At 33.4% G+C, this 26,028-nt stretch carries 19 protein-coding genes and 2 pseudogenes; 7 read left to right on the forward strand and 14 right to left on the reverse strand.

The genetic code is table 11. From position 1 onward, the window contains the following. Positions 1-115 precede the first annotated feature (115 nt). The 6 genes from purN to EAG08_RS02555 all read right to left on the reverse strand — a co-directional run bounded on the left by purN (position 116) and on the right by EAG08_RS02555 (position 6,452). Positions 116-685 carry a phosphoribosylglycinamide formyltransferase gene (purN, locus tag EAG08_RS02530; protein ID WP_129534068.1) on the reverse strand — a complete coding sequence of 190 codons (570 nt, stop codon included), beginning with the start codon at positions 683-685 and terminating at the stop codon, positions 116-118. Between the two features lie 135 nt (positions 686-820). After that, complete coding sequence (gene purM / locus EAG08_RS02535) at positions 821-1,813, reverse strand: phosphoribosylformylglycinamidine cyclo-ligase (RefSeq protein WP_129534069.1); 993 nt, start codon at positions 1,811-1,813, stop codon at positions 821-823. Positions 1,814-2,072: 259 nt separating this feature from the next. Further along, a complete protein-coding gene (locus EAG08_RS02540) occupies positions 2,073-2,624 on the reverse strand; it encodes an NADPH-dependent FMN reductase (RefSeq protein WP_129534070.1) in 552 nt (183 codons plus the stop codon). Positions 2,625-2,816: 192 nt separating this feature from the next. Further along, the gene (locus EAG08_RS02545; RefSeq protein ID WP_129534071.1) at positions 2,817-3,545 is read right to left on the reverse strand and encodes a pirin family protein; all 729 of its coding nucleotides are present in this window, start codon (positions 3,543-3,545) and stop codon (positions 2,817-2,819) included. Between the two features lie 224 nt (positions 3,546-3,769). Then, a complete protein-coding gene (locus tag EAG08_RS02550) occupies positions 3,770-4,291 on the reverse strand; it encodes a nuclear transport factor 2 family protein (RefSeq protein WP_129534072.1) in 522 nt (173 codons plus the stop codon). 7 nt (positions 4,292-4,298) lie between these two features. Then, complete coding sequence (locus tag EAG08_RS02555; protein WP_129534073.1) at positions 4,299-6,452, reverse strand: glycoside hydrolase family 97 protein; 2,154 nt, start codon at positions 6,450-6,452, stop codon at positions 4,299-4,301. Positions 6,453-7,020: 568 nt separating this feature from the next. Here EAG08_RS02555 and metG point away from each other — a divergent pair. Beyond that, on the forward strand, positions 7,021-9,054 hold the full coding sequence (metG, locus tag EAG08_RS02560) for a methionine--tRNA ligase (RefSeq protein ID WP_129534074.1): 2,034 nt from the start codon (positions 7,021-7,023) through the stop codon (positions 9,052-9,054). A 59-nt stretch (positions 9,055-9,113) separates the two neighbouring features. Beyond that, entirely contained in the window at positions 9,114-9,440 is a 327-nt protein-coding gene (locus EAG08_RS02565) for a hypothetical protein (RefSeq protein WP_129534075.1), read from the forward strand. Positions 9,441-9,937: 497 nt separating this feature from the next. Here EAG08_RS02565 and EAG08_RS02570 read toward each other — a convergent pair whose 3' ends face one another. Further along, positions 9,938-10,642 carry a class I SAM-dependent methyltransferase gene (locus EAG08_RS02570; RefSeq protein WP_129534076.1) on the reverse strand — a complete coding sequence of 235 codons (705 nt, stop codon included), beginning with the start codon at positions 10,640-10,642 and terminating at the stop codon, positions 9,938-9,940. Positions 10,643-10,765: 123 nt separating this feature from the next. Here EAG08_RS02570 and EAG08_RS22555 point away from each other — a divergent pair. The 5 genes and pseudogenes from EAG08_RS22555 to EAG08_RS02590 all read left to right on the forward strand — a co-directional run. Continuing rightward, positions 10,766-11,181, forward strand: a pseudogene (locus EAG08_RS22555) (AbiJ-NTD4 domain-containing protein); the annotation flags it as partial. A gap of 228 nt (positions 11,182-11,409) precedes the next feature. Then, the gene (locus EAG08_RS21740) at positions 11,410-11,640 is read left to right on the forward strand and encodes a hypothetical protein (RefSeq protein ID WP_129534077.1); all 231 of its coding nucleotides are present in this window, start codon (positions 11,410-11,412) and stop codon (positions 11,638-11,640) included. A 102-nt stretch (positions 11,641-11,742) separates the two neighbouring features. Then, on the forward strand, positions 11,743-12,885 hold the full coding sequence (locus EAG08_RS02580; protein ID WP_129534078.1) for a vWA domain-containing protein: 1,143 nt from the start codon (positions 11,743-11,745) through the stop codon (positions 12,883-12,885). 212 nt (positions 12,886-13,097) lie between these two features. Beyond that, positions 13,098-14,551 (forward strand): annotated as a pseudogene (locus EAG08_RS02585) (sigma 54-interacting transcriptional regulator). 275 nt (positions 14,552-14,826) lie between these two features. Then, on the forward strand, positions 14,827-15,384 hold the full coding sequence (locus EAG08_RS02590; RefSeq protein ID WP_164998514.1) for a DUF4956 domain-containing protein: 558 nt from the start codon (positions 14,827-14,829) through the stop codon (positions 15,382-15,384). Between the two features lie 267 nt (positions 15,385-15,651). On the opposite strand, the gene EAG08_RS02595 is transcribed toward EAG08_RS02590, so the two are convergent. From EAG08_RS02595 to EAG08_RS02625, 7 genes are all read right to left on the reverse strand, one after another. Next, positions 15,652-17,535, reverse strand: coding sequence for a PEP/pyruvate-binding domain-containing protein (locus tag EAG08_RS02595; protein ID WP_129534080.1), 1,884 nt, complete (start codon positions 17,533-17,535; stop codon positions 15,652-15,654). 84 nt (positions 17,536-17,619) lie between these two features. After that, positions 17,620-18,291, reverse strand: a complete 672-nt coding sequence (locus tag EAG08_RS02600; RefSeq protein ID WP_129534081.1) for a hypothetical protein — start codon at positions 18,289-18,291, stop codon at positions 17,620-17,622. Between the two features lie 26 nt (positions 18,292-18,317). Then, positions 18,318-19,973, reverse strand: coding sequence for a DUF2357 domain-containing protein (locus EAG08_RS02605; RefSeq protein ID WP_129534082.1), 1,656 nt, complete (start codon positions 19,971-19,973; stop codon positions 18,318-18,320). 6 nt (positions 19,974-19,979) lie between these two features. Beyond that, the gene (locus tag EAG08_RS02610; protein ID WP_129534083.1) at positions 19,980-21,908 is read right to left on the reverse strand and encodes an McrB family protein; all 1,929 of its coding nucleotides are present in this window, start codon (positions 21,906-21,908) and stop codon (positions 19,980-19,982) included. A 9-nt stretch (positions 21,909-21,917) separates the two neighbouring features. Continuing rightward, entirely contained in the window at positions 21,918-23,129 is a 1,212-nt protein-coding gene (locus tag EAG08_RS02615; RefSeq protein WP_129534084.1) for a DNA cytosine methyltransferase, read from the reverse strand. After that, positions 23,110-24,528 carry a hypothetical protein gene (locus EAG08_RS02620; protein WP_129534085.1) on the reverse strand — a complete coding sequence of 473 codons (1,419 nt, stop codon included), beginning with the start codon at positions 24,526-24,528 and terminating at the stop codon, positions 23,110-23,112. The genes EAG08_RS02615 and EAG08_RS02620 overlap by 20 nt, the downstream gene beginning before the upstream one ends. Beyond that, complete coding sequence (locus EAG08_RS02625; protein WP_129534086.1) at positions 24,528-25,730, reverse strand: DNA cytosine methyltransferase; 1,203 nt, start codon at positions 25,728-25,730, stop codon at positions 24,528-24,530. Before EAG08_RS02625 ends, EAG08_RS02620 begins: the two co-directional genes overlap by 1 nt. Positions 25,731-26,028 lie beyond the last annotated feature (298 nt).

Genomic DNA, 26,028 nt, shown 5'->3' on the forward strand with positions numbered 1-26,028 from the left:
TTTTTTACTTTTTCGAAATATTCTTTTTTTATCTAAGTGTGTCTTTTTTATTTAATATAACAATGTATCAGTTTAACAGTGTAACAATACCTTTAATTGGTAAATTGTTAGATTATTAGATTGGTACATTGAGTAATTTATTGATGGCTATTGGAAAAATTTCATATTCGATTTTGTGAACTTTTTCTGCTAACGTTTCGGGAGTGTCGTTTTCTGTGACTTCGAATGATTTTTGGAGGATTGCTTCTCCTTCATCGATTCCTACGGTTACAAAATGGACGGTTGCTCCGCTTTCTTTTTCTTTAGCTTCAATTACCGCATTATGAACGTGATGTCCCCACATTCCTTTTCCACCGTATTTTGGAAGTAAGGCTGGATGAATATTGATAATTTTATTTTCCCAACTTTCCACGAACTCAGGTTTGAGGATGGATAAAAATCCTGCCAATACGATTAAATCTGTATTTTCGGGGATGATTTTACCCAAGTCACTGCTAAAGTTTTTCCCTCTCGGAATCAACGCAGTTTCAATGTTGTGGTTTTTTGCTCTTTCGAGTCCGTAACATTCTCTGTCAGCAACAACTAAAGATACTTTTGCATTTCGGATTTCTCCGCTGTCGATGGTATCAATAATTCTCTGAAGATTGGTTCCTGAACCTGAAACGAGTATAACTAAGTTTTTCATTTTTATTTTGTGAGCCTTGTCAAGGTTTAAAACCTTGACAAGGCTTTGACTGTTATTAACTAGCCCCGATTGAAGCGGCATCCTTTTGTGTAGCGAAGCGGAACAAAAGATATAGCGGAAAGCGGGATTAAGCTCCTAAAATTTTAAATCGATCTTTTCAGCTCCTTCAGTGATTTCTCCGATTTCGTAAGCGTCGTCTAAAAGGTGAAGCACTTTTTCAGCGTGCTCAGGATCAACAACTACGATCATCCCTACACCCATATTGAAAGTTCCGAACATTTCTTCACGAGCGATGTTTCCTCTTTTTTCCAACTCCAACATTACGCTAGGAATCTGGATTTTTGAGGCATCGATTGAAGCACACAATCCGTCACCGATGATTCTTGGGATATTTTCGTACAAACCGCCACCTGTAATGTGAGCAATTCCTGAAACTTCCACTTCTTCGATTACGCTGTGAATATCTTTGAAATATAATCTTGTAGGAACCAAAAGTGTTTCATATAAAGGTTTTCCTTCAAATTCTTCTTCGAAATTCGGGAATATTTTTCTCACTAAAGAGAAACCGTTTGAATGGAATCCTGAACTTGGTAAGGCGATGATCTTATCTCCGGTTTTGATTTTAGTACCGTCAATAATCTGGTCTTTTTCAACAATTCCTACACAGAAACCTGCAACATCGTAATCTCCCGGCTGGTACATTCCCGGCATTTCGGCAGTTTCACCACCAATTAATGCACAGTTGTTGTCTTTACAAGCTTTTACCATTCCTAAAACGATTTCAGCAGCGATTTCAGAATCAAGTTTTCCACAAGCTAAATAATCAAGGAAAAACAAAGGCTTTGCACCGTGACAAAGGATATCGTTGGCACACATTGCGAAACAGTCTACACCGATAGAATCATATCTTTTTGAGTCTAAAGCAACTTTCAATTTCGTTCCTACTCCATCAGTTCCTGAAACCAAAACCGGGTTTTTGTAACCTCCGATTTCGTAAAAAGCACCGAAGCTTCCCAAATGATTCAATACATTGGAGTTGTGCGTTTCGCCCACCGCTTTTTTGATTTTATCAACGGTTTTGTAACCTTCTTCTTTGTCTACACCTGCAGATTTGTAAGTATTGCTCATAGTATGTAATGTAACAGTGTATCAGTTTAGCAGTATAACAATCTTTTCAATTGTAATCATGCCCAATTGGTACAATTTATTTTTAATTATCTCAATAAAAAAGCCGACAATCTTGGTAGATTATCGGCTGATGTTTTATCTCAGAATTTCAGAGGCCACAATTTTTCCATTAAGGGAAAAACATTCTTTGAAAGTGGACTGAATCTTCATTCTTTTTTTCTTTGTGCAAAGATATTAATTTTAAGTTAATATTCAAATGCTATTTTTCTAAGATTGTTTCAACTGCAGAAATCTTATTTACTTTTTCGCGTAACTCGCTGTCTTTTTCAGCGTTAGAAATCTTCTGAGCTTCTTTATCGAAGTTATCATTAAAGAAAGGAAGCGTAAAAGTGTCTACAATATTTCCGCCATGCAAAGGAAAACGTTTTTCTGCAGCTTCTAAAACTCCTAAACCGCCTCTTCCACCGGGAGCTGTCGCCATTAACAACATCGGTTTTTCGTTCCAGACTGCTCTTTGTTTGATTCTTGAAGTCCAGTCAAACACATTTTTAAATGCTGTTGAATATGTTCCGTTGTGCTCAGAAAGTGAAATTAAAAGTACATCTGCACTATCAATTTTTGAAGCAAAATCGATAGCTTGTTGTGGAACGCCACTTTCTACTTCACGCTGATGTTTGTAAATTGGCATTTCAAAATCGTTCATGTCTACGATCTCTATTTCTGCATTTTCGAATAAAGTTGTAGCATATGTTACGAGCTGTCTGTTGATTGATGTTTCGGAATTGCTTCCTGCGATGGCTAGGATTTTCATTGTATAATTGTTGTCTGTTTTTTATTTCATAAGGCAAAGCCCTATGCTTTGTTATGTCGCCCCTTTGGGGCTTGTTGGTGAGATGTTTTGTTTTATTTTATTGTACTGTTTTAAACCACCCCTTCAAAAATTCTTTGAATTTTCGCCACCCCTCCAGTGGAGGGGAATTTTGGTTTGCGAAAATATTACTTTTTATTTTAGATATTCAGGTAAATCCATTGGAACTTCCATTAAAAGAATTTCGGTGTCTTCAACTGCTTCGATGTTAAAACTTTGGGTGTCCCAGATTCCTAAGCCGTCTTTTTCGTTTAAGATTCTGTCACCAACTTTTGCGCTTCCTTTTAAAACAAAAGCATAAACGCCATTTCCTTTTTTGTTAATGGTGTAGTTTTTACCATTTCCTTTGGTAAAGTTGGCTAAATTAAACCAAGCATCCTGATGAATCCAAACTCCGTCGTCGTTTTTATTGGGAGATAAAATCTGTTGAAAACCGTTGATTTTTTCTCCGTCTTTGATGCTTTTTTGGTCGTATCTTGGTTCAACATTTTCTTCTCTTGGGAAAACCCAGATTTGTAAGAATTTTACAGCTTCATCTTTATTTTGATTGTATTCGCTGTGCATTACACCAGTTCCGGCGCTCATTACCTGAATTTCTCCTTTTCTGATAACTGCAGTGGTTCCCATAGAATCTTTATGCTCTAAATTTCCTTCTAACGGAATAGAAATGATTTCCATGTTTTTGTGAGGGTGCGTTCCAAACCCCATTCCTTGTGAAACGGTATCGTCATTTAAAACTCTCAACACTCCAAAGTTAGATCTTTCTCTGTTTTGATACCCCGCAAAACTAAAGGTATGATAAGAATTTAACCAACCGTGATCTGCGTGACCTCTAGAATCTGCTTTGTGATATACTGTTTTCATATTGTAGATATTTTTTTGATTATTTATAGTACAAATGTACAGCGAGCTTTGTCGGAAAATGTTGATGTAAGGTAAGAAGTGATTGTAAGTAAAATGTGAATTTTCTTCGACTTGAATTCCTTTTAGATTTAATTAAAGTTTTGGCTAAAGCCATTCATCCATATCAAATAAAAAAAGCGAACTAAAGTCCGCTCCTATTGATTAATTACTTTTTTTATTGCTTTTTATTTTTTAGAAGATTTTAATTCCTGTAACAAAACATCTTCTAACGCAGATTTTTCTGAAACCACTTTGTCCGAAACATCATTTGGAATCGTCATCGAGAGAACATATTGTTTTACTTTCCAAGCGCCGTTTATTTTTTCTAAAACTCCCGAGCCGCGGCAGATTTTCATCTGAGTATCTAATAATTCATCAAACCAAGCCAGCTTTCCGTCTTTGCTGAAATAGATATTTCTTTTCAAGGACGTGAAATTCCAGGTCTTTTTTCTGTCGAAATGAGGTTTTGCCCAAACTTTAAACTCTTGCTTGTTCCAAATTTCGGTTGCATCAGTTCCAATAAATGTTGATTCATCAGCGTAGAAGTCGAAATATTTTTCGAATTCAGCATTTGCTGCTGCCACATTAAAATCATTAAGCATTTTTGAAATTTCTATTTTTTCTTTTTCAAATTTTGCCTGAGCTGATAACGTGGTAAAACCGAATACATAAAGTATTACTGTAAAAATTATTGTAGTTTTTTTCATATTTAAATTATTTCACAGGTTTAATTGAGATAGCAAAACCTCCGCTTCGAGCCATTTTAAAATTGATTTTAGATTTGCTGTTAATCTGTTTTTTGTAAATATTATAACTCTGAGGATTGTCAATGTAATCTGCATCTTTTCCGTCTTCATAGATTATCGCTTCGTATTTTTTTCCTTTATCTAAAAATGAAAAACCTACCGTATAATCTCGTTTGTTCTCATCGGTAATTCCGCCTACGAACCAATTTTCAGTTCCTTTTGCTTTTCTGGCTGTAATCACGTAATCACCCGGTTCTGCAGAAAGTATTTTGGTATCATCCCAATCTGCCGCCACATCTTTGATAAACTGAAACGCATCCATGTGTTTTTTGTAGTTTTCAGGTAAATCTGCAGCCATCTGCAAAGGCATGTACATTGTCACATACAAAGCCAACTGTTTTGTCAAAGTAGTTTTCACAAAACGTTGATCTCCCGGAAAATAATAATCTAATTTTGTCTGGAAAATTCCAGGAGTGTAATCCATCGAACCGCCCATCCATCTGGTAAACGGAAGAATAGTCTGATGGTCAGGATTGTTTCCGGCAAACGCTTCGTACTCTGTTCCTCTTGCTGCTTCTGCTGAAATATAATTCGGATAGGTACGGCTTTCTCCTCCCGGACGAACAGATTCATGAGAATTGACCATAATTTTATAGTCGTTTGCTTTTTCAACAATTCTATAATAATGATTGATCGTCCACTGCGAATAATGATGCTCTCCTCTCGGAATAATATCGCCTACATAACCCGTTTTCACAGAAGTATAACCATATTTATTCATCATTTGAAAAGCCTGATCTGCCCATCTTTCATAATTCGTTGCCGAACCAGAAGTTTCATGGTGCATGATTAATTTTAAACCTTTAGATTGAGCATATTCGTTCAACATTTTAATATCAAAATCAGGATAAGGCGTCAGGAAATCAAAAACATATTCTTTCGAATGACCGAACCAATCTTCCCAACCAACATTCCAACCTTCAATCAACAATCCCTGGAAACCATTTTCAGCGGCAAAATCAATATATTCTTTAACTTTTGTATTATTGGCTCCATGTTTTCCGTTGGGTGTTAATTTAGAAAAATCGGTTACTCCAAGATGCACATTATCTGCTGTAGAATATGCCCACTGTGCTTTTCCGATGATCATTTCCCACCAGACTCCCATGTATTTTGTAGGTTTTATATAAGAAGTGTCGGTATATTTCGTAGGTTCATTCAGATTAAAAAGCATTTTAGAATCCATCAACTCTTCTGCTTTTGGCGAAACAATAATGGTTCTCCAAGGCGTCACAGAAGGAGTCTGAATATATCCTTTTGCGCCTTGCCTGTCTGCCGTAAGATGGGTTTTAAATTTAAAATTCTGAGCGTCAACTTCAAGATGAGATGCTGCATAATTAAGAACTGCCGCTTCTGCAATATTGATGTACAAAGGTTCTTTTCCGTTCTTTTTTAACATTAACGGAGACTGAACCGCATTTTTGATTAATTTCTGAGAAGCATTAGAATCAAAAGCTTTATCCCATTTTTGTGGAATTTCAGAGATATTGGTTTCCTGATATTTGTATTCCTGAGAATCGTAGTCAGCGACCATCCACCAGGCTTTCATATCCGTCAGAAAATCAAATTCTGTATCTTCTTCTCTGATGACAAAATAATTCAGGTTTTTTTGCTGTGGAAATTCATATCTAAAACCCAGACCATCATTAAACAATCGAAATTTCACTACAACACTTCTGTCCGTAGATTTTTGATTTAACGTAACCGCCAATTCATTATAATGGTTGATATAATTTTTCTTTTCGCCTAAAACCGGTTGCCAGGTTTCATTTTTTGAATCTCTTTTCTCAGAAGTTTTAACGAAATCATTATTCAAATCAAATTTCGCATCTTCAGTTTTAGCAATTTCAGAAGCAAATGTTACCGAAGTATCTTTAAAAAGCCTTAATCCCAATTTGGAGTCTTCAATAACAGTAGACCCGTTATATTTTAAATTATAAAAAGGAATTCCGTTTTTCAACTGGAAATTCATTTCAAATTTTCCATCGGGAGATTTCAACGACTGCGCATCTGCACCCGCAAACATCATCGTAAGCAAAACTGCGCTAATTGTAATTTTCATCTTATTGAATTTTATAAAGTTTAAAAATAAAAAATTAGCATCAACAATTAGTAACAAATCAAATAAAGATTCCTAACCGTTGTGCATTTTGAAAAATTGCAATATTGGATTCGTCAATTCGAGTGTTTTTTCGTAACAAAGTGGAGAAAAAATGTATCGAGAATAGTTTTATCTTCAAAATTACAAACTTCTCGATACTATTTTTTTTCAAAAATCTACTCGAAGTGACGAAAGTACTTTAAAATGTACAACGAGTAAAGATTCTTTTTATCTTTTATATAAATCTTTGTATTCAGAAAATAAGTGAAACGGCTTTGTTTATCCCAAATTTTTCACTGCATTTATTTCTCTTTGTTTTGCCTTGTTTTTAAAATTATCGCAAGGTTAGACAAAGTCTTTTTCTAAAAATAATTATTTTTTTATGCTAAACAAAGCCACTTCGTTTAATGAAGAAATACAATAGTTACTAATAAAGCTTTGCGAAAATATATTACATACATTATACTAAGCTAATTCAGGAATTTTGGCAGATTATCTTTATCTTTGCAGACTTAAAACTATACTATAAATGTCAAACAGAAAGATGATTACGGCGGCTTTGCCTTACGCAAACGGACCGGTTCATATTGGGCATTTGGCGGGAGTTTACATTCCTGCAGATGTTTACGCAAGATTTCAGAGAAGATCGGGAAAAGATGTTGCTTTTATCTGTGGATCAGATGAGCACGGAATTCCTATCACCATAAGAGCTAAAAAAGAAGGAGTTACACCACAGGATATCGTCGATAAATATCATGAAATCATCAAAAAATCTTTTGCAGATTTAGGAATTTCATTCGATGAATATTCAAGAACGACATCGGCTAATCACCGTGAAACGAGTCAGGATTTCTTTAAAGTGCTTTACGAAAAAGGAAAGTTCACAGAAGAAATGTCTGAACAGTATTTTGACGAACAGGCAAATGAATTTTTAGCAGATCGTTACATCGTTGGAACCTGCCCGAATTGCGGCAACGAAAACGCTTACGGAGATCAGTGTGAGAAATGTGGCTCTACCCTTTCGCCATCAGAATTGATCAATCCAAAATCAATGTTGAGCGGAAATGTTCCGATTTTAAAAGAGACTAAAAACTGGTATTTACCTTTAAATGAATATGAAGATTTCTTAAACGAATGGATTATTGAAGGTCACAAAGACGACTGGAAACCGAACGTTTACGGACAGGTAAAATCTTGGTTAACCGATGGTTTGAAACCTCGTGCCATGACCAGAGATCTGAACTGGGGTGTTCCTGTTCCACTTCCAAATGCAGAAGGAAAAGTTTTGTATGTTTGGTTTGATGCACCAATCGGATATATTTCTTTCACCAAAGAGTGGGCTGAGAAAAATGGAAAAGACTGGAAAGATTACTGGCAGAGTGAAGAATCTGATTTGGTTCATTTTATCGGAAAAGATAATATTGTATTTCACTGTATTATTTTCCCTGCAATGATGAAGGCTCACGGAGATTTCAAAATGCCTAAAAATGTTCCTGCTTTTGAATTTTTGAATCTTGAAAACGACAAAATTTCAACCTCAAGAAACTGGGCGGTTTGGGCACACGAATATGTGGAAGAATTCCCTGGACAGCAGGATGTTTTGCGTTATGCATTGCTTTCATCAGCTCCTGAAACGAAGGATAACAACTTTACATGGAAAGATTTTCAGACGAAGAATAATTCAGAATTAGTTGGGATTTTTGGGAACTTTATCAACAGAGTTGCGGTTTTAATTCATAAATATTATGACGGAATTATTCCTGCAGGAAATGAAAATGCTGATGAACTCAACGAAATTACAAAGGCAGCAACAGAAGTTGAAACCTTTTTAGAAAACTACGAATTCAGAAATGCTTTGACTTCAATGATGAATTTGGCAAGATTCGGAAATCAATATTTACAAATTGAAGAACCTTGGAAAACCATTAAAGACAATCCTGAGAAGGCGGCAAATTCACTTTTCATCGCTGCACAAATTGCAGTTGGTTTAGCACAAATTTGTGAACCTTTTTTACCTTTCAGTGCAGAAAAATTACAGAAGATGTTTAATGTTTCACAATTAAATTGGAGCGACATTAAAAATGAAAAAATCTTAATTAAAACTGGACATCAGATCAACGAATCGTCTCTTCTTTTCTCAAAAATTGAAGATGATGTGATTGATTTTCAAATCCAGAAATTAGAAAATACTAAACAAAACAATAAAAAAACAAATCCTAACGCCAACCCTATGAAAGACGAAATACAGTTTGATGATTTTACAAAAATCGACTTGAGAACAGCAACGATTTTAACTGCTGAAAAAGTAGAAAAAGCAGATAAATTATTAAAACTGACTGTTGATACAGGTGTTGATGTAAGAACCGTAGTTTCAGGGATTGCAGAAAGTTTTACCGCTGAAGAAGTGATTGGAAAGCAGGTGATGATTTTATTAAATCTTGCTCCAAGAAAAATCAGAGGAATCGAATCTCAGGGAATGTTGTTATTAACGACAAAAGCTGATGGGAAATTATCTTTTGTGACACCTGATGAAACGGTGGAAAACGGTATTGAAATAGGATAATTTTTAAATCTTAAAATATACAAATGGGCATTTTCTGATGCCCATTTTTTTTCTGAATAATGGTCAAAAAAAATGTTTTAAGTAAACTTTCCAATAAGGAACTAGAAAATTATTTAAACCCCCAAAACCGCTTCGTTCCAGAAGCTGTTCAGATGGCGCTTGAAATCCTTGAAGAAAGGGGACGGATTTTCAATGAATCAGAAAAAATCAACATTCAGAATATTATTCAGCAAAAAATAGAAACTGAAGCAGCAAAAAAGCACGAAGAAACAGAAGACTGGAAAGATCATATCACCAATGATCCATCCGCTGTAAAACTATATTCAAGAACATTGATTTTGGTTTCAAGCTTTTTTTGGGAACATTTTTCGGAGCAGTTTTATTAAGTTTAAATTTCTTAAAATTAAAAAAATACATTCCCGCAACTTTCACTTTTCTGTTTGGAACGATTTATCTTCCGTTACAATATTATGTTTACAATTTTTTAGTTGAAAATAATTTGGTAACTTCATCAAGATACAGCCCAGAAACATTTCCTATTATTTTAGGTCCAATAATTTTGATTATAATTTGGGTGACTACAATGCCCAAGAGAATCGTGTATAGATCCCAATCTTACTTGTTCCCTATTCTGTTTGCAGTTGTCATGTTATTTCTGATTTTCAACAATTATTACGGGTTATTTTCAAGTTATTTTTTAATGAGATTTTCAGAATAGAATTTCGTGAATAGTAGGCAATCATTTAACTGAACTTAAAACGAAGTTAAACTTAAATTTTCTTATATCCTTAATAGATCTTAATGGTTAAAAAGATTGTAACAGTAAATATTTAAGAACTTCAAATTTTTAGAGATTGCTTCGCTATGCTCGCAATGACAATTTTTATCCCTTAGTCAATTTTGCCAAATAAGAATCCTCATCCTGCAAAATCATTTCAATTTTGAAACCATTATTTACTGCTGCATTTTGCAAAGTATTAAAATCAAGATACAGCCATTTGATAGGGTCTTCAGACTCATTTTTATAGTGAACCACATAATCTAGTTCACCATAATATCCATTTGCGGGAATCAAAACTCCGCCATCTTCATCAACATCAAACATGTATAAAATATCGGTACTATCAATAAGAATTTGTCCGTTTTTATTTAATAAGGAATAAAGTTTTTTGAGGTAAATATCAATCACGTTCAGGCTTTGGAAGATTCCGGTTCCGTTCATTAACAGAAGAATGGTATCGAAAGTTTCTCCTGAAAATTCAAGCATATTCTGAGCAACTGCTTTCTGAATCCCCCTCAATTGGCAAACTTCAATTGATTTTGGAGAAATATCCAAAGCGGTAACCTCTAAATTTCTTTCATTTTGAAGATAGAGTGAATGCGAACCCGCTCCTGCTCCAATATCGAGAACTTTTCCATGAGCTAATTTCAAAGCTTTTTGTTCAATTTTGTTCATCTCCTCAAAATCTCTGAAAAGATAGTCTACCGGAAGTTCATCGAGTTCGGAAATTGAAGTTTCAGTCTGCAGATCTTCAGGATTTTCGTTGTGAAAATAATCCCAGATTGCGCGTCCCATTAAGTCTTTCATAGCATTAATTCTGGACACAAAGATAACATTTTACAATTTCACAGTGCATAATTTAGTATTTGAGTACCTTAAAAATGTTTTATATTTGGCATAAATAATAATTTTGTAATAAACTAAATAAAAATGAAATTTAGTCAACGAATAGGTAAAAGTATCATAATAAAAGATATTCAAATTGAAAGTATTGATAATGATCTAAAAAATGGACTTTGGAATATTTATGATCTCTACTTATTAGGGCGGATTAGTGAAGAATATGACTATTATCACAATGTAATCCCATCTGTCTTTTTCAGTAACTCTTTATGGCATAATTTATTTAAATATCCAATAGATCAAATACCTTCATACTTTCCTGATGTAAAAACCTCTATTAGAATTTTTTTTTCAATACTGATTGGTATAAACTTTATGACTTAATCGAATATAGTATAGAGCTAGCAGAAAATTCTATATTTACAGATTGTATAAATACAGAAGAATTATATGAAAATTTTAATCTAATTCTTGAAAGGGAATTTGCTGGATATAGATTTATTGACGGTGAACTTGTTCCAATAACCAACAAAACAGAAATAAAAGAGATTGAAGAATCTTTATTTATAACTCAAGACTTCACATCACTTAAATCTTGTAATACACATCTAAAATCATCATTATCAAAACTTTCTGATAGACTTAATCCCGATTATAGAAACTCTATAAAAGAATCAATTTCAGCAGTTGAATCAATTTCAAAAATTATTTCAAATAATTCAAAAGATAGTTTGGGTGGCGCATTGGACAAAATCAAAGGTAAATTAAAAATCCATTCCGCACTTGAAAGGGGTTTCAAACAAATCTATGGTTATACAAGTGATACAGATGGAATAAGGCATGCTTTGACTGAAGACAATAACTGTGATTTTGAAGATGCAAAATTTATGTTAGTATCATGTAGTGCTTTTATAAATTATTTAGTAATTAAAGCTGATAAAGCAGGAATTACTTTTAATTAATTTTTTAAAGACTATCACCATCATCCACATTTTCTATTTTTAACCCACTCCACTCCTACAAAAAATCCCTAACTTGTCTTTTCTAAAAACGAGATTCTTCTCATGACAGATAAACAATTTAATTTTCAACAGGGATTTACATTCAGCAAACACGTTCCGGAAGAAATATCGCATTTTGACCGGGTTTTTGATGTGTTCAAAGATTTGCTGACCCACACTTCCGGCGATATTGAGGAAGCTTTTGAATGGCTCGATATGCTTGATAAAGAATACGATATTTTCACCGACGAATATACGCTAGAAGACTTTGAAGAAGACCTCAGAAAACGAGGCTACATCAAAAAAGAAGACGATTCCGAAGAAGGAAATACAGGACCCGGAAAAGGCAAAAATATTCTGACCGCCAAACTGGAAGCAGCTTTGCGTGAATATGCTTTAGACCAGATTTTTGGTAAGCTTAAAAAAAGTGGCATCGGAAATCACAGAACCAACAAATCCGGAGTCGGTGACGAACGTGATGGCGAAAACCGAAACTTCCAATACGGTGATGATTTATCAACGGTGAACATGACTGAAAGTCTGAAAAACGCCCAAATCAACAACGGAATTGCAGACCTTCGAATGACCGAAGACGACCTCATCGTGGAAGAAACCAAACACAAAGCTCAGATGAGCACGGTTTTAATGATCGACATCAGTCATTCGATGATTTTGTACGGTGAAGACAGAATCACTCCAGCCAAAAAAGTGGCAATGGCTTTGGTGGAACTCATCAAACGAAAATATCCAAAAGATTCCATTGACATCATTGTGTTCGGAAACGAAGCGTGGCCAATTAAAATCAAAGACCTTCCCTATTTGCAGGTCGGTCCGTATCACACAAATACCGTTGCAGGATTGGAATTGGCAATGGATATTCTCCGCAGAAAAAGAAATACCAACAAGCAGATTTTCATGATCACCGACGGAAAACCAAGCTGTCTGAAGCTACCCAATGGCGAGTATTACATGAACAGTGTCGGACTTGATCAGAGAATTGTAACTGAATGTTTGAATAAAGCTGCACAGGCAAGAAAACTGAAAATTCCGATTACCACTTTTATGATTGCCCAGGATCCTTATCTTCGTCAGTTTGTGAATGCTTTTACTGCACAAAATAAAGGAAAAGCTTTTCTGACTGGACTTTCAGGTTTGGGACAGATGATCTTCGAGGATTACGAGAAGAACAGGATAAAAAGGATTTAGGCTAAGAGCAAAGGGAAAAGTAAAAGGTTAAAAGTGGGATTTCTATTTACCAAGTAAAATTACTTGACTTTAGAAACATTGCGATCTTTGCTGAGTGAAATGCCTTTGCGAACTTAAAATAAAACAGTTAGTAGTAAAAAAATCATTGCGGACTTTGAGTTAAATATATTTTTTAAAGCATTCCCACTCAATAAATAATTACATCATTACAAATGAAAAACGATACAACATTTAAAGAATTAAAAAAATCAGGATATACCGATAAAACCATCAATCAGGAGATTCAGGCAAATTTAATTGCGAAAATTAAAGCGAAAGAACCTGTATTTGAAGGACTTTGGGGTTATGAAGATTCTGTGGTTCCGCAATTGAAAAAGGCGATTTTAGCGGGGCATCATATCAATTTATTAGGTTTGCGCGGACAGGCAAAAACCAGAATCGCAAGAAGTATGGTCAATCTTTTGGATGAATTCATGCCGATTGTAAAAGGTTCGGAAATCAATGACAGTCCGTTTCAGCCGATTTCGAAATTTGCGAGAGATCTGATTGCAGAATTGGGCGACGAAACTCCAATTTCTTGGGTTCACCGTTCGAACCGTTTCTTTGAAAAATTAGCGACTCCCGATGTGAATGTGGCAGATTTAATTGGTGACATCGACCCAATAAAAGCTGCAACTTTAAAACTACCTTATTCTGACGAGCGAGTTTTACATTACGGAATGATTCCTAGAGCGAACCGTTCTATTTTTGTATTGAATGAATTGCCCGATTTACAGGCGAGAATTCAGGTTTCGCTTTTTAATATTTTACAGGAAGGTGATATTCAGATTCGTGGATTTCAGTTGAGAATGCCTTTGGATATTCAGTTTGTGTTTACCGCAAACCCAGAAGATTACACCAACCGTGGAAGCATCGTTACGCCTCTGAAAGACAGAATCGGGTCACAGATTTTCACGCATTACCCGAAAACAATTGCTTTAGCTAAACAAATTACCGAGCAAGAAGCACAAGTTTCCGCTGAAGATAAAGCACAGATTCAAATTCCTGATTTGGCAAAAAACCTATTGGAAGAAGTAGCTTTTGCAGCCCGTGACAGTGAATATGTAGATGCAAAAAGTGGCGTAAGTGCAAGACTAACCATTAGCGCAATGGAAAACTTAGTAGCTGCCGCAAAATTACGTCTGATAGAAACTGATGCTTCAAAAACAACAGTCCGTTTGTTAGATTTTATGTCCATCATTCCATCGATTACGGGAAAATTGAACTAGTGTACGAAGGCGAACAGGAAGGTGCAGATTACGTTGCGAAAATATTAATTGATAAAGCCGTGATGGTGCAGTTTGAAAGTATTTTTCCTCGTATTTCAAAATTAGAAAAAGAAGGCATCAAAACACCTTACACAGATTTAATTAAATGGTTTAATAAAAATCATTTAGAGCTTAATTATACCGACACTGACGAAGAATTCTACAGCAAGCTCAACAGCATTGCTCCATTGACAACTGTTATAGAAGAAAACGTTTCTGAATTAAGTACAGAAGACAAAAACTTCTGCAAAGAATTGGTTTTATGGGCATTGACTATCAGCAATAAATTAGATAAATCTGAAAACTCTAATGCTTATACTTTTGATTCTGCAGATATCGGGCAGTATTTGAGAAATTAAAATGTGAAAATCTTCATCATATTGGAGTCATAAATTACTCAGATTGTTGGGTAATTTATGACTCCTTTTTATTGGATAAATTGTTAAAATGAGTTGTTTGTCAGTTCGAGTAGAAATTCTGAAAGAATTTTGTATCGAGAACATACACTCACAACTTCAATTCTCTATACATGTTTCCTTCTCTTTTTTCCGTAAAAACATTACAACTGACCTAATATCATTTTGCTTTCAATTTCATTCTAAATTGTATATTTGCTAAAACTAAAAACACAATTTTGGAATTACAGGAACTTTTCGAACGTTTATTGATACTTTGTCTGTCAATTTTTACCCTATATTATTTTTCAAACAGAAATCGAAATATCAGACTGCATCCTCTTTTAGGGTTGATCAGCATTTGTACATTTTTTATGTGTCTGGTTTTCACGAAAGCTGAATACAGTCTCGGAGTTGGCTTCGGATTATTTGCCGTTTTTTCGATTCTCCGTTTCAGAACAGAAACTTTCACCATTCAGACTATTGTTTTTCTGTTTGTATCGATTACGCTTTCCCTTCTAGACGGACTTTTACCCATTAAAAATCTCGAGATCCTTTTAGGAATCAATATTACGATTGTAACGATTTATTTGATTTTAAATTATTTCGAAAAGAAGTCACCGATTGTTTCTGAAAAGAGTTCGATTGAAATTATTTCTTCATTAGATTTTCTCCAGCTCGAAGAAGCAGAACGCAAAAGAGTTTTAACGGAAAAAACCAAACTTAAGAATTTCAGTTACAATATTAAGAGTATCAATCTGAATGATAATATTGTGATTTTAAAGGTTTCGCATTAAGATTTATTCAGGAATTTTTTATTTCACGCAGATCTAGGAGATTACGCAGATTTTTCAATTAATTATCTGCAAAATCAGCTCAATCTGCGAGAGAAAAAATAATCCTTTAAGCTATTAACTGCTTAAAATTTCTAAAGAATCGGATTTAATTAATAAGAGGATAACAGTCTTTTCAAGCTTAATTAAAGTCAAATTTATTGATTCAAACTTTGCTCGTTTAAATCAAAATTATAAATAAATCTTTGCGTTTAAATCTCATTTAAAAAATTAATCCATATAAGCTCTAGCCTGCTTGATGTACAGCTGCTTCTCATCACCCAAATATTTAAACTCAATATCTAGAGGATAATGTCTTTTCGACATTTTTCTTTTCTGCCAAAGCAGATTCAGTCTTCTTTCCAAAGGAGATGAAATATCAAATAACTTTTTAATTTCCTTCTCAGTCAAAATGGGTTTTCCATTGTTAAGACTCGATGTAGAACGGTAATCGACCACAAACGAACCAAAACTATTGAAATTGTGACAGTAAAATTCATCGCACGTAACACCCGGTTCCGGCTTGACTACAGATTCTTCACCCAACTGAACATTCACGGTAATTCCGTCATATTGATTTCGGTATAGATTTTTTGAAACCAAAACTCCGTTCGCTTTTTCGTCAGGGAACGATCGGTGAACAAGAACGCCCATTGCACAACTTTCGTGATTGATCCCAAACAAATCGCGTTCCTGAAACGCACGGAAATTCCAAAAACTTGACCAAACGTCTAATATCGCTTTTTCTACGGTCTTATCGGCATCTCCGATGATAGCTGTTTTAGAATCGTACAATCCCGCTCCGTTAAAACCTTCCATATCTTCAGCGTTGGTGGAAGAACGGAATCTGAAGTTTTTAAAATCACTTTGAGCATTCAGCTTTTCTTCAATTTTCTTCAAGAGTGCAGGATTAACTTTTGAATTTTTGACCGTCTTTCTGAAAGCTTTCAGTTCTCTCTCAAGAAGCTTTACAGAATCTTTTGGGATCGCATACAACTCATTGATCTTATCCTGCAAATGATTGTCTTTAATATGCTGATCAAAATAATAAAACGGAATCGCAAAAGCATATTCAGGAGTTTTGAACGACTTCATTTCTTTCTGAATCTGTTTTAAAAGCCCAAGGTTGGTTGCCTTTGAACCAATTGAATGAACAATATTTAATGGTGTTGTTGTTTCCAAATCTACCAAATCGGTAACCGAAAAATCTTTTTTCAGAATAATTTCTTTTACTGCTTTTTTTGTTGGAATGGGTTTCTGTGAAGCTTTTAATAAGTATGAATTTTCTTTGGTAATCAACTCCACTTTCTTTCCCAAAAGTGCATTTACAGATTGCTTATCCCAAAGTTTGGTATCTACATACACCGGAATATTTCTGTTTTTTGCCAATAAAACCAGGTGACTCAACGGAGTTTGAAGCTCGGTAATAATAATTCCCCGTACAGTCGGAATAAATTCTGGCGTTGTGTTGATGATAATGATTTCATCTGATTTCGGATTAAAGTCTTCCTTTTTCTGCAGGTCATATTTTTTAAGAATTCCAACATTTGAAGTGTTTTCAATTGACTGTTCAGTAATTCTTTTAAAAATAAAATCCGAGAGAACGGTCGGGATTTTCAGTTGTTTCTTTGAATTTAAGCCAATCACATGAGGAGAGTTGAGATAAAACTTCAGCTTATCTTTGAAAAATACGTTCTTGCTGACTTCATTATAAAAGAAATTAATCAGTCCGGCATTCATTTCATCTGAAGCAGCCAGCTCCATCACCCAATCGTCAGAATCCTGCAGATAGTTGATATTGGCGAGAAGATAAGTTCTCTTATTGGTTGGGTTGTACGACTGTTTATTGAACTCACCAATCTCATCATTAAAACCCAAAACTTTCAGGCAAAAATCATAATGATAGGTATATCTCGTACTGTTAAAAAAATACAGTTTTTTCGCACCGTAATCATACACCACTTTTACCGATTTCATATTGGTAAATTTATCGGTAAGTGGTTTACCTGAAAGATTCAAAAACTGTTGTTTCTTGGCAATTGAGTTCACATAATTATCCTGTGAATATGATAAAACAGAAATGGTGAGGAATAAGAATAGTAATATATTTTTCATCTTGTGCGGATTAGGCAACAAATGTAGAGAATATCTTGATTGTGGCAAACTTTGAAAGTTTGGGATGAGTACTACAATTTTATGTTACTCTTTTCTCATCTTCGTTTTCATCAAATCAGTCAAAGAGACAGTAAATGGCAGACCTGCTCTTGAATATTTATTTGTCACATCCTCTAAGATTTTTTTGTACGTCTCCAATTCTTTAAAATCCCAGCTAACATTTTCAAATTCTATATCTGATGCTTTTTCAATCTCGATAGCCAAATAATATTCTTTTGGATTTTTTGATGGTGGGTAATTAAGCGTATCCAGATAACTTCTCGAGAACACTTTTAGACCTTTGCTTTTAATCTGGTACAAATCTGATGCATGTGCTTCACCTTTTTTTCTCAACAATAAATATTTGGCATTCACCACATCATTATTGAGTTCTAAAGATCCAGTGTTGCCATCCATTCGGAAAATGTATTTCTTATTTTCTTCATACCATTTGAAACGATCATTGGATGTGGAATATCCTATCAACACAAAAACCTCACTCGGAATTAGCTTTTTACCACTTATATATTCGGGGAGAGATTCGTGTAATAAGTGATTATCGTCTTTAGGATTTTGATAAATCTGATGTGCTTTATGACTCACATTCTCTCTTTGAGATGCCCGATCTAACAAGTGAGCAATCACCAAATCAATAAACTTAGATAATTCACTAATATCATCAGCTTTTCCATTTGGATTGACTGAAAAAGCACCCAACCCTGGAATAATTTCATGAAAACCTCTTATTTCTTTTTTTTCAGTTCCCGGATATAAAATATACGCACCACCCGATCTTCTGATCGCATCTTTGTAGCATGCATTTTCAGTAAGTCTACATTTTTATAAATACCTTTTCGCTCGTTTTCTTCTTCCTCTTCTAAATTAATATCTATATTTGTTTGAATCTGAAATTGTGTGACTTTATATTTAGCATCAAAATGAATATGAACAATTAACTCTTGCCTCTCCGCTTCCTTTTCATTTAACATCGATGGCCATACAGATAATGTGTAATCCGGTCGCAATGTTGTCGTGTAACTTCCCGCAATATTATCTTTGTAATCTGTACCTCCTTTGAAAGAACGATTGTAAGAAAACTTCACTTTTAGGATTCTATTTTCTGTGACAAAATCACCATACAGCGCTGTGTGTTTTCCTTGCTTTACCATGACGTTCAAACCGTCTTTCGTTGGCTCTAATAAATGCTCATAAGGTTTTTCCTCGTACTCAATATCATTGATTTTAAATTTTGATTTAAACAAATCATACAAAGTAAAAAACAACCAATATTCATACAAAGTTGCGATATCTCTTTTTCCAGCTTTGTACACATCGTCACCACCTTTCCAAACTAATTTTGATGCTAAATCAAACTGCAACCATGCACTTAAAATTTCACGATAACCGCTCTTTCTTTGTAAAACCGGACTGTTTAATTTCAGGGAAGTTGGTCTTGAAATTTCTTTAAAAAATGACTGACTCAAATAACCATCTAACTGAGTTACCAAATTGGTAGCTTCCATGAATGGTCTTGAATAATTCTTTTCCTTAAAATATTGCTGACAGTCTTCCACAAATTTCAAGAAGACCTCTAATGCGTGTTTTATAAATCTATTTTCAGGCGTATCGATATGTTCAATTTTCCCGAAACTATTGATTTTACTTGGGATAGATTCAATTCCATTTTGGTATAAAGAATGAGATTGTTGCAACGGAATTCTATTAGAACCTGATGTAATTTGTTTTGTAGCAGAATTATTAAATCTCTTTATTCTTCTGATGTCAACCACTTCTTGTTCTGTATTCCAAGTGGTTTTTGGAGAAGCCATAATTTTAAGTACCGCTTCCTCAAAATCTTTATTCTGAATGATACTATTTACAAAACTAAACCGTTGATAAATCGTTTCATTGTCTCTAGAAAAATCAGTTTCGAAATTTTGGTTTACCGGAGAATTGATTTGCATTAACAGTTCGGTACACTTATCGGTAATATCTTTGAGCATATACCGGTAATTTTCCCGATAACTTTTATCTTCTTTGGTGTCGAACTTTGTTGCTAATACCTCAATTGTAATTTCAAATTCTTTTCCTGCTTGAGTTTCATCAGTTATAAATAAAGTGAGCGTCCCTACATAAATATTCGGAACAATTCTGCCCCTATAACGATCACGTTTGGATTGATAAACAATACTATCACATTTTAATCGATATGTTTTTTTACTAAAAAAGTATTCATAAAAGTTCCCTTCCAATATTTGAAAGACACTTTCACCATTTTCCCGAGCCACTTCTTCTGAAATTTGAAAAAGTTTTGCCTCGTTTTCAGGATAGATTTCTAAAAAATCTTCATCACTAAAAAATGGTAACGGAATTCGAATAAACTGTTTTGCTTCGTCCATATTTCTTTACGCTTCTGCATAACTTGTAAAACCATTTGCCAAAACATTTTTATACATTCTGGTGAGCTTCTCAAAAGAAATTGGATATTTAACAGTTATTCCGTCGAAATTATTTTTATAAAGAGTATCATATTCTTTCTCAAAGTACTCATAGGAAATATTTTCTAGACATAATACTGAAAGGGAAAGAAGAATCTTCACCAACTTACTTCTGGAACCATGAAGTTTTGGTAACAATTTTTGCATAATTGCAATATCTAAACAATCCTTATCTTGAAATGAAGGCTCCAGCATTTTTAATTTTGAAACCAATTGCAGGATTTCAGTTGCAGAACGATAGCCAAACTCAGCACCAACATTTTTAAGTTGATTAAAAAATGAAATCAGCTCTTCTGAAATCTTAGGATTTTTTTCTAATTTGTAATCCTCAGAAATCTTTAAGAAACTTTCAGCCATAGAGACTCCTTGTCTTTCTAATTTTTTCAAATCAGGAACTCCCGGATTATCTAAGTAAGTATTGATTTCCTCCTCAGTAATTCTGAATTCTATTACATTGGCTCTGTCTAAAACTTTTGGACTGAACATATACGTCGTTTCATCAATATTCACTGTACCGATAATGAAAACATTTTTCGGCCAACCTATTTCTTGTGGAATTGCTTTTCCGTCAATACTTATTCTCTCTTTCCCTGTATATAATTTCATCTTGTCTTTAGACTCCATAATACTCAGGAAATCTGCAAAATAACGTTCTACGTGACTAAGATTCATCTCATCTAAAATTAGGAAGAAAGGTTTATTTTCATTACCTGCACTTTTTGCTTCCAATAACAAATGAATGATGCCACTATCTGGTGTAATATATTCTTCGGTAACCAAACCGTTCGGATAACCAACTAAAGGTTCACGATTCGTCCAATCTGCACCTACAGGAACAATTTTATATTGGGAATCGCTTTCGCAAATCCATTGAGCAAAGCTTTGTGCTATTTTGGTTTTCCCTGAACCTGATAAACCACTGAGGATTACAAAAGGTTTTGAGGTTAATGAGGCGATGAAACGTAGGATTAAGGATGGGGAGAAATTGAGGTTGGATTGTTGTACTATTTCTCTGAATGAATTTAAATTGAAATCAATTTGAGTAATTCTATTTTTAGATAAGTTTTCCTTTAAAAACTTTAAATAATTTTTTTTACCCAGAATCGCTCTAGGCATATGTGTTGATGTTTTTAAACTAAATTCATAAAACTCACCTTCTTCTAGATATAGATTTTTTTCTATTTGAGATATAAATTCATTTAAATCTATTTCAGGTAAGCTAAAAATAGATGTTCCAAATTGTTGATTATATACAGAATCATATTTAGTTAATTGTTCAATAAAATTAGATCGTTTTGAACCAAATGAATCTGTAAAATAATTATGCTTTAAACCATCATCCTTGATAAACCAATCGGCGAAATCTTCCTTCAAATTTACTAAGTCAGTATTATCAATAAATGAAAAATCATGATATATTTCTTGATCATCTTCAATGACAAGTTCATGATTTCTACCACTTAGAATAGCCTTATAGGTATTGTAGGATGCTGTTCCATCAGGTATGAACTCAAATTCATATGATTCCTTATTAATCGCTCTAAAAACAATTACATCCTCAATTTTTGCTTTTAAATCATCTCGGAAAAACTGTTTAAGTTCTCCATCTATACGCGATTCGCTTTTAGCAGAATACAATCTAGTTTTGATAATTTTCCCATTAAATAAATAGAAAGGAGAAGAAACGTCTGTATCTTTGAACTTAAAGCTTATTCTTCTCTCAGGATCATCATCGCTAAAACTAAATTTAAAAAATACATTAGAAGGTTCTGTAGGAAAAGCAATCTGCTTTCCATCTCTAAGATCCTGCGTGAAAAGATTTCTTATATAAATCATTTAAATTATCTAATTCTGGTTTATAATCGACTCAAATACTGATTCTGCTATCCTCATCGCCATTAATGGTGGAACAGCATTTCCAACTTGCATGTATGTTTCTTGTTGATTACCAATAAATACAAAATCGTCAGGAAAAGATTGAATCCTAGCTGCTTCCCTAACAGATAAGGTTCTATCTTCGGTTGGATGAATATACATATAACCGTCCATGCCAATATGAGCTAGAACAGTCCAGGATGGATTTTCTTCTACCAATCTCTTTAATCTATCCTTAAAAATATCTTCTCTGAATGGTAAAACTTTTCTAATTTCTGGTGGCAAATCCATGTAAATACATCCCTGGTACATGTGTGAAAATACAATTTTCGCTCTTTCGTTCGTTAGTCTACAAATATTGTTTTTCACTGTTGTTCCCGAGTTTTTTCTCATCAATTTCTGATAAGAATCTAAATCTTTTTGTTTACTATATTCCACCTCGGAAACTCTCCAATTATCTGTGATTTTGGGTAAATCAGATATTGCGCTTTTCACTGAAATATGCTTTTCTAATTTTTCAGCATCAATATCTGTATTATTGGGATTAATATTAAATTTGCCTTCTCTAAACCAATGCGTGATTTCAGGATATTTAAAATTTATTCCTTTTAAATATCCAACCAAAATCATCCTTCTTCTGTTTTGAGGTACTCCATAATTTACACTATTCAATACTTTAACTTCCTCAACTAAATCATATTCGGGTAAATCTCTTTTGATAATTTCTTTAACAGCATTGAAAGTTGCGCCTTTGTACTTTGTTAAAAATTGAGGTACATTTTCCATTACAAACATTTTTGGTCTGAAATAATCTACATAATTGAAGAAATCCAAGAACAAATCGTTTCTTGGATCATTAGTTATATCCTTATCAATATGTTCCTTGTAAACGGATTGGATTTTTGCATGACCGATAGTGCTAAATGTTGGGCAAGGCGGTCCTCCTATAATTAAATCTACTTTTTGACCATTCAATAGTTTTTCAAATTCTTCAGGTGGAACATTTCGAATATCATCACATATTGAAATTGAATCTTTAAAATTATGTTTATGTGTTTCAATCGCAGAAGATTTATTGTCTATTCCTCCAATACATTTGAACTTACCTGTCATTTCAAATCCTTTCGCAAATCCACCTGCTCCACAGAATAGGTCAATAAAGTTATATGTTTTGTTTGGCATGATACTTAAAATAGTGGGCTGTTTCTTTTTTAAAATAATTACATTTTTTATCTTCTAAATTTAAAATGTAATCGGTAAGTGGTTCAGTGGTATTTTTGTTTTCTAGATTACTATGAATATATCCATCTTTTATATAGATATATCCTTCTTCATAAATTTTATCACACCCAAAATGACAAGCGGGCATAACAATATTTAAATCTCTCTTTTCTTCTTCAGAACAATCTTTTCTCTTTTTTATATGTGCAGTTGCTAGAAATTTTATTGGATAGTCTTTTTGACATATTGCACATTGACAACTATCTTTACTTTTAGTCAAATAGTTTCTAAGAATATACTGTTCTGTTCTCCTTCTTGATATGGTTTCTCTATCTAAAGAAGCTAACCTTTTTAATTGATTTGCAATTTTAAACAACTCGAACTCTTCTGACTTAAACTCCTTTGTCTCAATGTGGACAGTTTTAAATATATCTTTTTGATCTAAGTGAATATCAACCTTCTGTAACCAATTATTTATTCGTTCATGATCATAAAGATAATTTGAATAGTTAAAAGCTAATTCTCTATTTCGTTCACTTACTGTTCTGTCAAATTCAAATACATCATTTGAGTTTTCAATTATTGAGTCAATCGTTTCAAGGATGTTTTCAGATTGGACAAGCCCTAAAAATAAATCATTTGTCTCAACATAATTTAAAGGATTATCACTTAAAACTGATGAGTTTTTAAGAAACCCTTTCGGATAGGACAAATGTGGACCTTTTTCTAAGGTTTTGTATATTTCCCATCCGCCATTTTTTCTTAATTTAACTATATCTTCCGCCCATATTTTTGAACTATCCAAATTGAAAGTTTTTCCTGAGCCTTTGTAAAATTGATAACCGATCCAATAGAATTCTGAATTCGAAAAATATGATGCATCTGGAGAAATTAAATAAAGTTCTTTTAGAATGGATAAAAGTACCTGATATGGTTTTACGAATGGAAAATCTAACCTTTGATTATTGATAATTAAATCTAAGTTTTTAATATATTTTTGATCATTATGCGTTACGATTGGATGCGGATATTGCCATTGGCTCAATAAATAATCAAATAGAATTTCAGATGGTTTAGTATTATGATTATCATATTCATCAGAAATATATTCAAGTAAGGGAATCCTATCAAAGCTATTGTCAGAGTTTAATTTTTTTATCCCAAGAAAATTAAATATTGTGATAATGCTATCCCAATATCTTAAGTTGTCCTTATCATAGTATACTGAACACTTTTCATTGACTTCTGCTCTATGGTACTCTTCACCATATAAAGATTGAATAAAACCAAAATGATCATCTTCTCCAAAAAGAGTACTTGGTTTTAATTGGCCAACAGACGGAATACTAAAAAATATCATTATAAAAACTTTTTAATTGCTTTTGCTATTTGTTGCGCCATTAAAGGTGGAACAGCATTACCGACTTGTTTGAATTGATTTGTTCTAGAACCCATAAATACAAAATCATCAGGAAAAGACTGAATTCTCGCAGCTTCTCTTACTGTAAATGTTCGCTCTTGTTTATGATCCGGATGAATAAATAAATTACCATCCTTATAAAGATGTGCAACTACAGTTGTCCCAGGTAAATTATTTTTCTGCACTGTATATCTATTTCCAAAATGTTTAGGATCATGATGCACCAATTCAGGACTTACTTCAGCTAAGTGCTTTAATTGCCATTCGTTCTTACTTAGTAATTGGTATCTTTTTCTATCATTCTCATTATGTCTCCTTGCCTCATGATTGAACAATTTATCAAAATCAGATGTTCTTATTTTTTTTAAATAAGGATTAAATTTTGAAGGTTTAAACTCAATTTCATTTTTTCCTTCGCCCGGAAATAATTTAGGTAAATCAGATATTGCTTCTTTTACAGTAACATACTTAGAGAAACCATCTGTATTACCTTTAGTTTCCATTTCTGGACTATAATGAGTTTTAATAATATTTCTATAAATATTTTTTGCTGTAAATTTCAAATCCTTTCTTACACCAACAATAATAACTCTTTTTCTTATTTGTGGAACTCCATAATGAACAGAGTTAAGTAATAGCGTTTCTTTGTCATCACATACATCATAGTATTTAGACATTTCTGCAATTATTTTAGGAAAGATAAATTCGCCATTAGGTTTTGCTGATAACAAGCCTGAAACATTTTCAAAAACAAAAACTTTAGGCATATACTTTTCTAAAATTTTCAGATAATTTAGAAATAAATAATTTCTAGGATCATCAAACATTGAATTAGGATCTTGTGCTCTTCCAACTGTTGAAAAACTTTGGCAAGGTGGACCACCAACTAAAACATCAACTTTTGAATCTTTAACAATATTTTCTATATGAACATTGATTTCTTCTTTTGTTAAATCACCACATATTACACTATTCTCAATTTCTTCTTGAGAATAATCATAATATTTCATTCTTTCCTTTATTGTAAGACAAGCTGCTTCATCAAAGTCAACATGAACTAATGATTTAAAACCTTCTTTATAAAAACCTTCACTCAATCCTCCACAACCTGCGAATAGATCTATAAATGTATAATTACTCATTTTTATTTGCTTTTTTTGAAACCATAATAATTACTTAAACAAATAATCTATTTCATGATTAATTTTTTCTACTAAATAAAATAAATATTATTTAAAAGAAAATTCCTCCAAAAATACAAAATCTACTATCAAAAAACGACAATGAACTCTACTGATTTCATAATCATTCAATAAATAGTATCAAATTATTTTTTATTTAATTCTGATTCCCGAACCACCTACTTTCTAATATTATACCCATCTGAAAACACTTTAAAAATATACAGCAGTTCTGAGAAATCAACGTTTTAGCACTGAG

Source organism: Chryseobacterium sp. 3008163 (genome assembly GCF_003669035.1).
Taxonomy (GTDB): Bacteria; Bacteroidota; Bacteroidia; order Flavobacteriales; family Weeksellaceae; genus Chryseobacterium.